Origin of the sequence: Streptomyces venezuelae ATCC 10712, from assembly GCF_008639165.1 — a bacterium.
GTDB lineage: Bacteria > Actinomycetota > Actinomycetes > Streptomycetales > Streptomycetaceae > Streptomyces > Streptomyces venezuelae.
Window position 1 is genome coordinate 6,936,055 of the sequence record NZ_CP029197.1, and the last position, 12,046, is coordinate 6,948,100.

Annotated in this window: 12 protein-coding genes; 8 read left to right on the plus strand and 4 right to left on the minus strand. The window is 73.7% G+C overall.

Annotated elements, in window-relative coordinates; translation table 11 throughout:
* Positions 1-24: 24 nt before the first annotated feature.
* Positions 25-1,020, plus strand: a complete 996-nt coding sequence (locus tag DEJ43_RS31795) for a class I SAM-dependent methyltransferase (protein WP_041663106.1) — start codon at positions 25-27, stop codon at positions 1,018-1,020.
* Positions 1,021-1,041: 21 nt separating this feature from the next.
* Here DEJ43_RS31795 and DEJ43_RS31800 read toward each other — a convergent pair whose 3' ends face one another.
* From DEJ43_RS31800 to DEJ43_RS31815, 4 genes are all read right to left on the minus strand, one after another.
* A complete protein-coding gene (locus tag DEJ43_RS31800) occupies positions 1,042-1,506 on the minus strand; it encodes an RICIN domain-containing protein (RefSeq protein WP_041663108.1) in 465 nt (154 codons plus the stop codon).
* Positions 1,507-1,633: 127 nt separating this feature from the next.
* Positions 1,634-2,422 carry an aldo/keto reductase gene (locus DEJ43_RS31805; protein ID WP_202491842.1) on the minus strand — a complete coding sequence of 263 codons (789 nt, stop codon included), beginning with the start codon at positions 2,420-2,422 and terminating at the stop codon, positions 1,634-1,636.
* A 192-nt stretch (positions 2,423-2,614) separates the two neighbouring features.
* Entirely contained in the window at positions 2,615-4,438 is a 1,824-nt protein-coding gene (locus DEJ43_RS31810) for an AMP-dependent synthetase/ligase (RefSeq protein ID WP_015037538.1), read from the minus strand.
* 286 nt (positions 4,439-4,724) lie between these two features.
* Positions 4,725-5,591, minus strand: a complete 867-nt coding sequence (locus DEJ43_RS31815) for a LysR substrate-binding domain-containing protein (protein WP_015037539.1) — start codon at positions 5,589-5,591, stop codon at positions 4,725-4,727.
* Positions 5,592-5,746: 155 nt separating this feature from the next.
* Between DEJ43_RS31815 and DEJ43_RS31820 the strand changes: the two genes are divergently transcribed.
* The 7 genes from DEJ43_RS31820 to DEJ43_RS31850 all read left to right on the plus strand — a co-directional run bounded on the left by DEJ43_RS31820 (position 5,747) and on the right by DEJ43_RS31850 (position 12,006).
* The gene (locus DEJ43_RS31820) at positions 5,747-6,832 is read left to right on the plus strand and encodes a bile acid:sodium symporter family protein (RefSeq protein WP_071892264.1); all 1,086 of its coding nucleotides are present in this window, start codon (positions 5,747-5,749) and stop codon (positions 6,830-6,832) included.
* A gap of 25 nt (positions 6,833-6,857) precedes the next feature.
* Complete coding sequence (locus tag DEJ43_RS31825) at positions 6,858-7,397, plus strand: isochorismatase family protein (protein ID WP_015037541.1); 540 nt, start codon at positions 6,858-6,860, stop codon at positions 7,395-7,397.
* Entirely contained in the window at positions 7,394-7,777 is a 384-nt protein-coding gene (locus DEJ43_RS31830; RefSeq protein WP_015037542.1) for a hypothetical protein, read from the plus strand. The genes DEJ43_RS31825 and DEJ43_RS31830 overlap by 4 nt, the downstream gene beginning before the upstream one ends.
* A 173-nt stretch (positions 7,778-7,950) precedes the next feature.
* Positions 7,951-8,907 carry a beta-ketoacyl-ACP synthase III gene (locus DEJ43_RS31835; protein ID WP_015037543.1) on the plus strand — a complete coding sequence of 319 codons (957 nt, stop codon included), beginning with the start codon at positions 7,951-7,953 and terminating at the stop codon, positions 8,905-8,907.
* A 336-nt stretch (positions 8,908-9,243) separates the two neighbouring features.
* Positions 9,244-9,801, plus strand: a complete 558-nt coding sequence (locus tag DEJ43_RS31840; protein ID WP_041663110.1) for a lipoprotein — start codon at positions 9,244-9,246, stop codon at positions 9,799-9,801.
* A gap of 167 nt (positions 9,802-9,968) precedes the next feature.
* On the plus strand, positions 9,969-10,667 hold the full coding sequence (locus DEJ43_RS31845) for a class F sortase (protein ID WP_015037545.1): 699 nt from the start codon (positions 9,969-9,971) through the stop codon (positions 10,665-10,667).
* A 157-nt stretch (positions 10,668-10,824) separates the two neighbouring features.
* A complete protein-coding gene (locus DEJ43_RS31850) occupies positions 10,825-12,006 on the plus strand; it encodes an ROK family transcriptional regulator (RefSeq protein ID WP_041663111.1) in 1,182 nt (393 codons plus the stop codon).
* The last annotated feature ends 40 nt before the right edge of the window (positions 12,007-12,046 follow it).

Genomic DNA, 12,046 nt, shown 5'->3' on the forward strand with positions numbered 1-12,046 from the left:
GCCGACTCGTCGCACGCTGGTCCCATGAGTCAGCAGAGCGCATCCCACCAGGGCCACTCGCACGGCGAGGGCCACGGCCACCAGCACACCGACGGCCCCCAGGACACCGCCGGGCACAAGCACGCCGGCGGCAAGCCGGCCGACGGGCACAAGCACGCCCACGGCCATCACGACGGCACCCACCTGGACTGGAACCAGCTCGGCCCGCTCCTTGAGCGGCAGGCCGAGGTCGCCGGCGTGGCCTACGCGGACGCCGCCGCCTGGCTCGGCACGCTCGCCCCGGTCCCCGGCGTCCGCCGGATCCTCGACGTCGGCAGCGGCCCCGGCGTCGTCACCAGCGTGCTCGCACGGGCCTTCCCCGAGGCCGAGGCGGTGGCCGTCGACGGCACGCCCGAACTCCTCACCCGGGCCCGGGAGTACGCCGAGGCGCGCGGCCTCGGCGGCCGCGTCTCCACCCTCCACGCCGAACTCCCCGAAGGCATCGCCACGCTGGGGCGGGCGGACATCATCTGGGCGGGCAACTCCCTGCACCACCTCGGCGACCAGCGCGCCGCGCTCGCCGCGTTCGCCGGGCAGCTCAACCCCGGCGGCCTGATGGTCCTCGTCGAGGGCGGGCTGCCGACGCGGCACCTGCCCTGGCACATCGGCTTCGGCCGGCCGGGCCTGGAGGCGCGCCTCGACGCCGCCCACGCCGACTGGTTCGCGCAGATGCGCCAGGACGCGCCGGGGTTCAAGGACGAGCCGGACGACTGGCGGGCGCTCCTCGCCGACGCGGGCCTGACCCCGTCCGGCACCCGCACCTTCCTCACCGACCTCCCCGCGCCGGCCTCCCCGGTCGTGCGGGAGCTGGCCGTGTCCCACTACGAGCGGCTCCGCGACGGCTTCGGCGACCGGCTCGACCCGGAGGACCTGGCGATGATCGAGCGGCTGGTCGACCCGGCCGACGAGCTGTCCCTGCACCACCGCACCGACGTCTTCCACCTCACGGCCCGCACCGTGCACACCGCCCGCAAGGGCTGACGCCGGGGCGCGCGGAAGGTGTCAGGACACCGGCTCGAGCCGCCACCACTGGAACGGGGAGTCGGTGTCCTCCCACTGCCGTACGTCGCCGCCGTCGGCCGTCGAACCGTCGGCGACCTCCAGGAACAGCCCGCTGATGAAGCTCACCAGGGCCACCGTCCCCGGCGACTGCAGGTCCTGTTCGATGATCCACTCCTGTGCGCCGAAGTTGTTGGCCTTCCACTGCTGGATGGTGGCGCCGTTCTCCGTGGAGGCGTTGGCGACGTCGAGCCGCTTGCCACTGGCGGCGTTGACCAGGTGGTGGAGGCCGCCGCCGTTCGGCACGGGCGTGATGTGCCAGTGCTGTCCCGGCGTCCCGTTCTCGGCGCCCTGTTGCACGGGGGTACCGCTGCGGCTCGACCCCTGGTAGACCTCCAGGAGCAGGCCGCTGCCCACGTTCCGCACCCGGTAGAGGCCCCCTTCGACGGGCACCGGCGCACCACTCACCGCTTCGACTCCTTCGTTCCGCACGACCACGCCGCCGACTCTATGCCGGGGGTACGACAACGGCGCCGGAGTCCCTCGGACCCCGGCGCCGTCGGCGTACCGGCTCAGGCGCCGTCGGCGTACCGGCTCAGGCGCCGAACTCCGCCGGGTCCGGGCCCAGTCGGCGGTTCTCGTCAAGCGCGGCGATCGCCGCCAGGTCCTCGCCGTCCAGCTCGAAGTCGAACACGTCGATGTTCTCCCGGATGCGGGACGGGGTGACCGACTTGGGGATCACCACGTTCCCCAGCTGGAGGTGCCAGCGCAGCACCACCTGCGCCGGGGTCCGCCCGTGCTTGCGGCCGATCGCGACGATCGCCGGGACGTCGAGGAGACCCCGGCCCGAACCGAGCGGCGACCACGCCTCGGTCGCGATGCCGTGCCGTGCGTGCGCCGCGCGGGAGGCCTCCTGGGGGAGCTGGGGGTGCAGCTCGATCTGGTTGACCGCGGGCACGACCGAGGTCTCGTCGATCAGCCGCTCCAGGTGCTCGGGGAGGAAGTTCGAGACGCCGATGGCCTTGGCGCGGCCGTCCGCGTAGATCTTCTCGAAGGCCCGGTACGTGTCGACGTACCGGGCCCGCGAGGGCACCGGCCAGTGGATCAGGTAGAGGTCGACGTGATCGAGGCCCAGCTTGTCGAGCGAGGCGTCGAAGGCGCGCAGCGTCGCGTCGTAGCCCTGGTCGTCGTTCCACACCTTCGTGGTGACGAACAGGTCCTCACGGGGGATCCCGGACGCGGTCAGGGCGCTGCCGGTGCCCTTCTCGTTCCCGTAGGCGGCCGCCGTGTCGATCGAGCGGTAGCCGGCCTCGAGGGCGGTCGCCACGGCCGTCGCCGCCTCGTCGTCCGGCACCTGCCAGACGCCGAAGCCCAGCTGCGGCATCCGCACGCCGTTGTTCAGGGTGACCGAGGGAACCTTGCTGTCCGTGCTCACGTGGGGTGGGTCCTTACGTCGTCGCGGGTCCTGTCTGACTGCTCCCATCGTCAACGATCCGGCTGATCCCTGCATTCCGCTTGGCCCCCGCCCCGGGCCTCGGGGCGCGGCTCCTCGGGGCGCGGCTTCTCCGGGCGCGCCTCAGCCGTACAGCGCCGCGACCTCCGCCGCGTACGCCCGCTCGATCGCCTTCCGCTTCAGCTTCAGCGACGGGGTCAGCAGTCCGTGCTCCTCGCTGAACGGATGCGCCAGGATCCGGAACGTACGGATCGACTCGGCCTGCGACACCAGCGTGTTCGCCGCCACCACCCCGCGCCGGATCTCCGTCTCCAGGGACGGGTCGCGCACCAGCTCGGCCGGGGCGAGCGGCGCCCGCCCCTGCATCGCGAGCCAGTGCTCCACCGCCTCCTGGTCGATCGTCACGAGCGCGGCGATGTACGGCCGGTCGTTGCCCACGACGATGCACTGGGCGATCAGCGGGTGCGCCCGCACCCGCTCCTCCAGAGCCGTCGGCGACACGCTCTTGCCGCCCGAGGTCACCAGGATCTCCTTCTTGCGCCCGGTGATCGTCAGATAGCCGTCCTCGTCGAGCGCGCCCAGGTCCCCGGTGGCCAGCCAGCCGTCGTTGAGCACGGCCGCCGTCGCCTCCGGGGCGTTCAGATAACCGGAGAAGACCTGACCGCCGTACAGCCACACCTCGCCGTCCTCCGCGATGTGCACCGTCGTCCCCGGCACCGGCTGGCCCACCGTGCCGTACCGCGTCCGCTCGGGCGGGTTCGCCGTCGCGGCGGCCGAGGACTCCGTCAGGCCGTACCCCTCGTAGACCGTGACCCCCGCGCCCGCGAAGAACAGCCCCTGCCGGCGGTCCATCGCGGACCCGCCCGACATCGCGTGCCGCAGCCGCCCGCCGAGGGCCGCGCGGATCTTCGTGTACACCGTCTTCTCGAAGAACTGGTGCTGCACGCGCAGCGTCGCCGAGGGCCCGGGGCCGGTGCCGAAGGCCTTGTGCTCCAGCGCCTCCGCATAGGCCACCGCCACCTCCACCGCCTTGTCGAACGGGCCCGTCCTCCCCTCCCGCTCCGCCTTGCGCCGGGCCGCGTGGAAGACCTTCTCGAAGACATAGGGAACGGCCAGGACGAAACTCGGCCGGAAGGCCGCGAGGTCGGGGATCAGCTCCGCCGCCGCCATCACCGGCTGGTGCCCCAGCTTCACCCCGGTCCGGACCGCCGCCACCTCCACCATCCGCCCGAAGACGTGCGCGAGCGGCAGGAACAGCAGCGTCGAGGCCTCTTCGCCCGGCCGGGATCTGAATACCGACTCCCAGCGTCCGACCAGCATGTCCGTCTCGAACATGAAGTTGGAGTGGGTGATCACACAGCCCTTCGGGCGGCCGGTCGTCCCCGAGGTGTAGATGACCGTCGCCACCGTCTCCGGCGTCACCGCCCTCCGGTGCCGGTGCACGACGTCCTCGTCGATGTCCGTGCCGGCGGCCGTCAGCTCGCCCACCGCGTCCGCGTCCAGCTGCCACAGCCGCTGGAGCCGGGGCAGCCGGTCGATCACCGAGCCGATCGTCATCGCGTGGTCCTCGTGCTCCACCACGCACGCCGTGACCTCGGCGTCGTGCAGCATCCAGAAGACCTGCTCGGCCGAGGACGTCGGATAGACCGGCACCGGCTGGGCGCCGATCGTCCAGAGCGCGAAGTCGAACAGCGTCCACTCGTAGCGGGTCCTGGACATGATCGCGACCCGGTCGCCGAACCGGACGCCCTCCGCCATCAGGCCCTTCGCCAGGCCCAGGACCTCGTCCCGGAACCGTGCCGCCGTCACGTCGCGCCACTCACCGTCCGGGCCCTTCCGGCCGAACGCGATCCGGTCCGGCGCCGCGAGGGCGTGCTCGAACACGGCGTCCGCCAGACCGCCGACCTGAGGCGCCGCCTCGACGGGCGGAACGGTGAACTCGCGCACTGACCTGCTCCTCGACGGCTCGATGGCTGGAAAAGCTCGTTGTAGCGCTCCGTACGGCGCGGGTGACGGTACCCCACCCGACTCCCCGGCGGCAGGGCCTTCACCAAGCCGGGACATTCCGCGTTCGTACAGGTCAGAACGGGTGGGAGAGCCAAGTCGCGGGCGTCGTGGGGCCGTTACCGACCGGACGGTACGTCCGCCGCACGGGAATCTCCACGGAATCTGTACGGGCCGCTCACGGGCAACCGCCGACCGGGGGCGCCCCACCCGTGGTCGTACGCGCCGGTCAGCTCGGCCGGTGCAGCCGGTCGCCGCCCGCCAGGATCGCCTCCGCCAGCGCGTCCGCCGCCTCCTGCACGGCCCCGCCCCGCCGCCCCGCGCGCAGCACGAACCCCACCGCACCCAGCTCCGGCAGCCCCGCACGCGCCGGGACCGGCACGAGACCCGGCGGCACGAGCCCCCGCGTGTGCGCCATCACGCCGAGCCCCGCCCGGGCCGCCGCCACGTTCGCGCTCAGGCTGGAACTCGTACACGCGATCCGCCACGCCCTGCCCTGCCCCTCCAAGGCCTCCAGGGCACGCTCCCGGGTGATCCCCGGCGGCGGGTACAGGATCAGCGGCACCGGACGGTCCGGATCGAGCCGCAGGCCCGGCGCCCCGATCCAGATCAGCGAGTCCTCCCACACCAGCCGCCCCTCGCTCTCCCCGCCGCGCCGCTTGGCCAGGATCAGATCCAGCCGGCCCGCCGCGAGCCGGGCCTGGAGCGTGCCGGACAGTTCGACCGTCAGTTCGAGGTCGACCTCGGGATGCTCGCGCCGGAAGGACTCCAGGATCTCCGGCAACCGGGTCGTCACGAAGTCCTCCGACGCCCCGAATCGCAGCCGCCCGCGCAACCGCGTCCCCCCGAAGTACGCCGCCGCCCGCTCGTGCGCCTGGAGGATCGTGCGCGCGAAGCCGAGCATCGCCTCGCCGTCCTCCGTCAGCGCCACCCGGTGCGTGTCCCGGGTGAACAGCGGCCGGCCGGTCGCCTCCTCGAGCCGCCGCACGTGCTGGCTGACCGTCGACTGCCGCAGGCCGAGGCGTTCCGCGGCCCGGGTGAAGCTCAGCGTCTGGGCCACGGCGAGGAAGGTGCGCAACTGCGCGGGCTCGTACACGCGACGACCGTAGCGCGGATCGCCGCGCTCATCGCGCCGCGTGATGACAGTCAGAGCGCTGTACGGGATTCCCGATCACCGGCCCGTGGAGCAGGATGGGAAGCCGCGGCCCGCCCCCGGAACCCGCCCCCGCAGTGCACAGATCAGTGGAGCCCATGACCGTCCCCGCGCCCCGCCGAAGCCGTCCCCGCACCCTCCGGACGCCGTCCTGGCTGCCCGTCGACGGGTACGTCCTGGCCCTCCTCGGCACGGTCGCCCTCGCCACCCTGCTGCCCGCCTCCGGAACCGCCGCCCGCCTCGCGGAAGGCGTCTCGACCGGGGCCGTGGCCCTCCTCTTCTTCCTCTACGGCGCCCGGCTCTCCACCCGCGAAGCCCTCGACGGCCTCAGGCACTGGCGGCTCCACGTCACCGTCCTCGCCGCCACCTTCGTCCTCTTCCCGCTCCTCGGACTCGCCGCCCGCGGCCTCGTCCCCACCGTCCTCACCCCCCAGCTCTACAGCGGGTTCCTCTTCCTCTGCCTGGTGCCCTCCACCATCCAGTCCTCCATCGCCTTCACGTCCCTCGCCCGCGGCAACGTCCCCGCCGCGATCTGCGCGGGCTCCTTCTCCTCCCTCGCCGGCATCGTCCTCACCCCGCTGCTCGCCGCGCTGCTCCTCGGCAACAGCGCGGGCGGCCTCTCCGCCGACGCGCTCCTGAAGATCGTGCTCCAGCTCCTGGTGCCCTTCCTCGCCGGCCAGCTCCTGCGCCGCTGGGTCGGCGGCTTCCTCGTCCGCCACAAGAAGGTCCTCGGACGCGTCGACCGGGGATCGATACTCCTCGTCGTCTACACCGCTTTCAGCCAGGGCATGGTCGCCGGCATCTGGCACCTCGTGACCCCCGCCCGCCTCGGCCTGCTGCTCGCCGTCGAGGCCGCGCTGCTCGCGGCGATGCTCGCCCTCACCTGGTACGGCTCGCGCCGCCTCGGCTTCGGCCGGGCGGACCGGATCGCGATCCAGTTCGCGGGCTCGAAGAAGAGCCTGGCGGCCGGGCTCCCGATGGCCAGCGTCCTCTTCGGCCCCCAGGCCTCGCTCGCCGTCCTCCCGCTGATGCTCTTCCACCAGATGCAGCTGATGGTGTGCGCGGTGATCGCGAAGCGCCGCGCCCGTGACGCGGACGGGGACCCCGGGACGGACGGGACGCCGGTGACTCCGCCGGCGGCCGCCTCCGTAGGCCGGATCACACCCACGACCACCCCAGGATGATCATCGCGGCCGCTACGGTGCTCCCATGCCCACACTCGATACCGGCCGCACCGCGCTCGTCCTCGTCGACCTCATGGAACGCATCGTCGCGCTGCCCCTCGCGCCCCGCCCCGGCACCGACGTCCTCGCGGCCGCCGCCCGACTCGCCGACACCTTCAGGGCCGCGGGCGCGCCCGTCGTCCACATCCGGGTGGAACGGCCGAACGTCGAAGCCCAGCCGCCCGGCAGCGACCTCGTCCCCGACCTCGTCCGGGACGGCGAACCCGTCGTCGTGAAGCGCACCATCGGCGGCTTCCAGGACACCGGACTCCACGAACTCCTCACCGGGTTCGGCGCCACCACCCTGGTCTTCGGCGGCATCGCCACCAACCTGGGTGTCGAATCCACCGCCCGCGCCGCCGGCGACCTCGGCTACGACCTGGTCTTCGCCGAGGACGCCATGAGCGCGCTCACCGCCGACGAACACCGCGCCTCGGTCGACCTCGACTTCCCGCGCCTCGGCACCGTCGCCCCCGTCGCCGCGATCACCCTGGAAACCCCGGCCGCCCCGGACGGCCGCGCGTGACCCCGGTCCCGATACGGTACGGGGCCCGCCCCTGCTCCCTCGTCGTCTGCCGCGGCTGCTGCTGCGGTGACGCCCGCAAGAACCCCGGCACCGACCACGCCGGACAGCTCGCCCGGCTCCGCGAGGCCGCCGCGGCCTCCGGCGGCCGCCTGGCCGTCCGTACCAGCGACTGCCTCGGCCCCTGCGCCCAGGCCAACATCGTCGTCGTCCAGCCCTCCACCGAGGGCCGCCGGCGCGGCGGCCGCGCCGCCTGGGTCGCCTTCACCCTCGACGACGAGGCCCTCGACGACATCCTCGCCTGGACGGCCGCCGGAGGCCCCGGCATCGCCCCGCCCCCGGCCACCCTCGCCCTCCAGATGATCGATCCGCCGAAGAACTGACCCGCCCACGGCCCCCGCGCCGCCGCGGGAGCCGTGCCGGGCCCGGCCCCTTGTCACGGTCGGCCAAGCGATACGGGTGAATCTTGGTGGTTTACGTCACCTGTTACCCATCAGTCGCTGGCAAGACTGGGGAACTCCTGCCGGACGATCGAACCACCTAGGGGGTCCCGGGTATGACGGGCACTCGCATTGCCGCGCTCGGGCACTACCAGCCCGCCAGGGTGCTCACCAACCGCGATCTCGAGAAGTTGGTCGACACCGACGACGCGTGGATCACCAGCCGGGTCGGCATCCGCACCCGGCACGTCGCCGGGCCCGACGAGCCCGTCGACGAGCTCGCCGCGCACGCCGCCGGCAAGGCCCTGGCCACCGCGGGACTCACCGCCGACGACATCGACCTCGTCCTCGTCGCGACCTCCACCGCCATCGACCGCTCGCCCAACACGGCCGCCCGCGTCGCCGCCCGCCTCGGCATGACCTCGCCCGCCACCATGGACCTCAACGTGGTCTGCGCCGGGTTCACCCACGCCCTGGCCACCGCCGACCACGCCGTACGGGCCGGCGGCTCGCGCCGGGCGCTGGTGATCGGCGCCGACAAGATGACCGACGTGACGGACTGGACGGACCGCACCACCTGCGTCCTCGTCGGCGACGGCGCGGGCGCCGCGATCGTCGAGGCCGTCGACGACGAGGAGCCCGGGGAGGCGCCCGGCATCGGCCCCGTCCTGTGGGGCTCGGTCCCGGAGATGGGCCACGCCGTCCGCATCGAGGGCACCCCGCCCCGCTTCGCGCAGGAGGGCCAGAGCGTCTACCGCTGGGCCACCCAGCAGCTGCCCGCCCTCGCCCGGCAGGCCTGCGAGCGGTCCGGCGTCGCCCCCGAGGAGCTCGCGGGCGTGGTCCTGCACCAGGCCAACCTGCGGATCATCGAGCCGCTCGCCGCGAAGATCGGCGCCGTCAACGCGATCGTCGCCCGGGACGTCGTCGACTCCGGCAACACCTCGGCCGCCTCCATCCCGCTCGCCCTCGCCAAGCTCGTCGAGCGCGGCGAACTGCCCTCCGGCGCGCCGGTCCTCCTCTTCGGCTTCGGCGGAAACCTCTCGTACGCGGGCCAGGTCGTCCGGGTCCCGTAGCGCGGGCGAGACCCGCGGCCGGGTCCGTACGCCCGCCCCGGGGGTGTCCGCCGGGGCCCTTCGCCCTCGCGGGAGCCGTGGCCGGGCGCTCCGCAAGGGCCACGCCCTCGCGGGGGCCGTAGCCGGGGCGCTCCCCAGGGCCGTACGCCCGCCGCGGGTACGTCTCCGGGGGGCCCTCCGCCCCTGGCCGGAGCCGTACTCCGTATGCCCCGTTCGGCGGAGCCCGGTGGCGGCGGGCCGGTGGCGGACCTAGCTTCGATCGCGGTGAGGGTCGTCGCCTTCCCGGGCACGGAATCGCTCCGTGGCCGAGCCCTCCCGGTGATCTGGAGGACCGCCATGCGTGCGATACGTGCCGCTTCCGCCGCCCTGCTGACCGCCGCCGCCGTGGTCGCCGCCGCGCCGACGGCCCTGGCGGGCGAGAACGACCACGACATCACGTCGTTCGGCTTCTCCGTCACCCCGGCGACCATCGCCCCCGGCGGCACCGTCACGCTGAAGTCCGACGGCTGCGAGGTCCCCACGGTCACCGTCACCTCGGGCGTGTTCGACACGGTGACCCTCACCGAGGGCCGTGCGGGCACCGCCACCGTGGACTTCGACGCCAAGGCCGGGGCCCAGTACGAGATCACCTTCGACTGCAAGGGCGAGCGCGGCACCACCACCCTCACCATCGCCCAGGGCGACACCGGCGGGAACACGACCGGCGGCCACGACAGGAGCATGCCGCCCGGCGCGCACAAGGGCGTCAAGGCGGGCTACGGAACCGCCGCCGCCAGTGGCGCGGACTCCGAGGGCCTCGGGGTCACCGAGGTGGTCACGGGCGTGCTGCTCATCGCCGGGGCGCTCGGCGCCGCCGTCGTCCTGACCCGCCGCCGCGGCGCCGGCGGCGCCTGACGGCCGGGACGCGGGGGGCCTGAGACGGCCCCTCCGCCCCGGTGTGACGAGGTCCGGGACGGAGGGGCGCCACAACCGACCGGCGCCGCCGCGCGCGCGACACCGCGCGGGTACGGCGCCGGAACGCGACGGCGCGGGAACGGCGCCGCGCGGGGAGGAGACCGGACATGGGCGCGCCGGACGTGACAGGGCCCGCGGAGACCCCGGGTGGCCGGACGCGGGCGGCGGGGCAGGGTCGGCACGGCGCCTGGGGGCTCGTCGCCGTCGTCCTCCTCGTCGGCGTCCACCTCGTCCGCGGCGGCGCGGACGAACTCCGCGCCGAAGGCCCCCCGCAGCCCCTCGCCGCCGCCGCACCCGACGCCGCCAGGGCGTACGCCGCGCTCGCCGCCCTGCCCGTACCCGATCCGCTGCCCGGGTCGACCCCCGTACGGGTCCGCGTCCCGGCCGTGCGGATCGACGCGCCCGTCACCGAGGTCGGGCTCGACGCCGACGGCTGGATCGAGGCCCCGCCCCCCGAGGAGAACCGGCTCGCGGGCTGGTTCACCGGAGCCGTCACCCCCGGCGAACGCGGCACCGCGGTCATCGTCGGCCATGTCGACACCCCCGGCGGCCGCGCCGTGTTCTACGACCTGGGCGCACTCGGCAAGGGCCACCGCGTGGAGGTCGCGCGCCGCGACGGCCGCACCGCCGTCTTCGCCGTGTACGGCGTCGAGGTCGTCCCCAAGGAGGGCTTCCCCGCCGAGCGGGTCTACGCCGACGCGGGGGTCCCCGAACTGCGTCTGATCACCTGCGGCGGCACGTTCACCGAGGAGAACGGCTACGCGGGCAACGTGGTGGTCTCGGCCCGCCTGGTGCAGGTGCGCTGAGGGGAGTTCGCTCGATCCGACCCCTCCTTTGTCCCCGATCGGGAAAAAGTAGGGGTCGATTCACGCACGACTTCTTCCCACCCCGGTACGCCGCTGCTACGTTCCCCTCGAAAGCCCGCAGACGAGCGTGTGCGAGAGGGAGGGGCGCGTGAGACGCATGACGGCACGACCTGCCAACCGGCATCAGGCGCGACTCCTCCGGCTGTTGCGCGACGGAGGACCCAACTCCCGCGCCCAGCTGGGAGACCAGATCGAACTCTCCCGCTCCAAGCTCGCCGTCGAGGTCGACCGGCTCCTGGAGACCGGTCTCGTCGTCGCCGACGGCCTCGCCGCCTCCCGGGGCGGCCGCCGTTCGCACAACATCCGGCTCGCGCCCGAACTCCGCTTCCTCGGCATCGACATCGGCGCCACCTCCATCGACGTCGCCGTCACCAACGCCGAGTTGGAGGTGCTCGGGCACCTCAACCACCCCATGGACGTCCGCGAAGGACCCGTCGCCGTCTTCGAGCAGGCCCTGTCGATGGCGGCGAAGCTCCGCTCCACCGGACTCGCGGAAGGGTTCGACGGCGCCGGTATCGGCGTCCCCGGACCCGTCCGCTTCCCCGAGGGCGTCCCCGTCGCGCCGCCGATCATGCCCGGCTGGGACGGCTTCCCCGTACGGGAGGCCCTCAGCCAGGAACTCGGCTGCCCCGTCATGGTCGACAACGACGTGAACCTCATGGCCATGGGGGAGCAGCACGCCGGCGTCGCCCGCTCCGTCGGCGACTTCCTGTGCGTCAAGATCGGCACCGGCATCGGCTGCGGCATCGTCGTCGGCGGAGAGGTCTACCGCGGTACGACGGGCAGCGCAGGCGACATCGGGCACATCCAGGTCGAGCCCGAAGGACGCCCCTGCGCCTGCGGCAACAACGGCTGCCTGGAAGCCCACTTCAGCGGCGCCGCGCTGGCCCGCGACGCCGAGGACGCGGCACGCGGCGGCGACTCGGAGGAGCTCGCCGCGCGGCTCGCCGCGGCCGGGCACCTCACCGCCGTCGACGTCGCCGCGGCCGCCGCCGCGGGGGACGCCACCTCGCTCGCCCTCATCCGGGCGGGCGGCAACCGGGTCGGGCAGGTCATCGCCGGACTCGTCAGTTTCTTCAACCCCGGTCTGGTGGTGATCGGCGGCGGCGTCACCGGCCTCGGTCACAACCTCCTCGCCAGTGTCCGCACCCAGGTCTACCGGCAGTCCCTGCCGCTGGCCACCGGCAACCTCCCCATCGTCCTCGGGGAACTGGGCCAGACGGCCGGTGTCACCGGCGCGGCCCGCCTCATCAGCGACCACCTCTTCTCTCCGGCGTAACCGCTCGCCGGCTTCGTTCCGCCCCCGGACGTCGTCCGGG

Coding starts and splice junctions, on each gene's coding strand:
- DEJ43_RS31795 (WP_041663106.1), top strand. CDS start 25: ATGAGTCAGCAGAGCGCATCCCACCAGGGCCACTCGCACGGCGAGGGC.
- DEJ43_RS31805 (WP_202491842.1), bottom strand. CDS start 2,422: ATGCCGCAGCTGGGCTTCGGCGTCTGGCAGGTGCCGGACGACGAGGCG.
- DEJ43_RS31820 (WP_071892264.1), top strand. CDS start 5,747: ATGACCGTCCCCGCGCCCCGCCGAAGCCGTCCCCGCACCCTCCGGACG.
- DEJ43_RS31825 (WP_015037541.1), top strand. CDS start 6,858: ATGCCCACACTCGATACCGGCCGCACCGCGCTCGTCCTCGTCGACCTC.
- DEJ43_RS31835 (WP_015037543.1), top strand. CDS start 7,951: ATGACGGGCACTCGCATTGCCGCGCTCGGGCACTACCAGCCCGCCAGG.
- DEJ43_RS31840 (WP_041663110.1), top strand. CDS start 9,244: ATGCGTGCGATACGTGCCGCTTCCGCCGCCCTGCTGACCGCCGCCGCC.
- DEJ43_RS31845 (WP_015037545.1), top strand. CDS start 9,969: ATGGGCGCGCCGGACGTGACAGGGCCCGCGGAGACCCCGGGTGGCCGG.
- DEJ43_RS31850 (WP_041663111.1), top strand. CDS start 10,825: ATGACGGCACGACCTGCCAACCGGCATCAGGCGCGACTCCTCCGGCTG.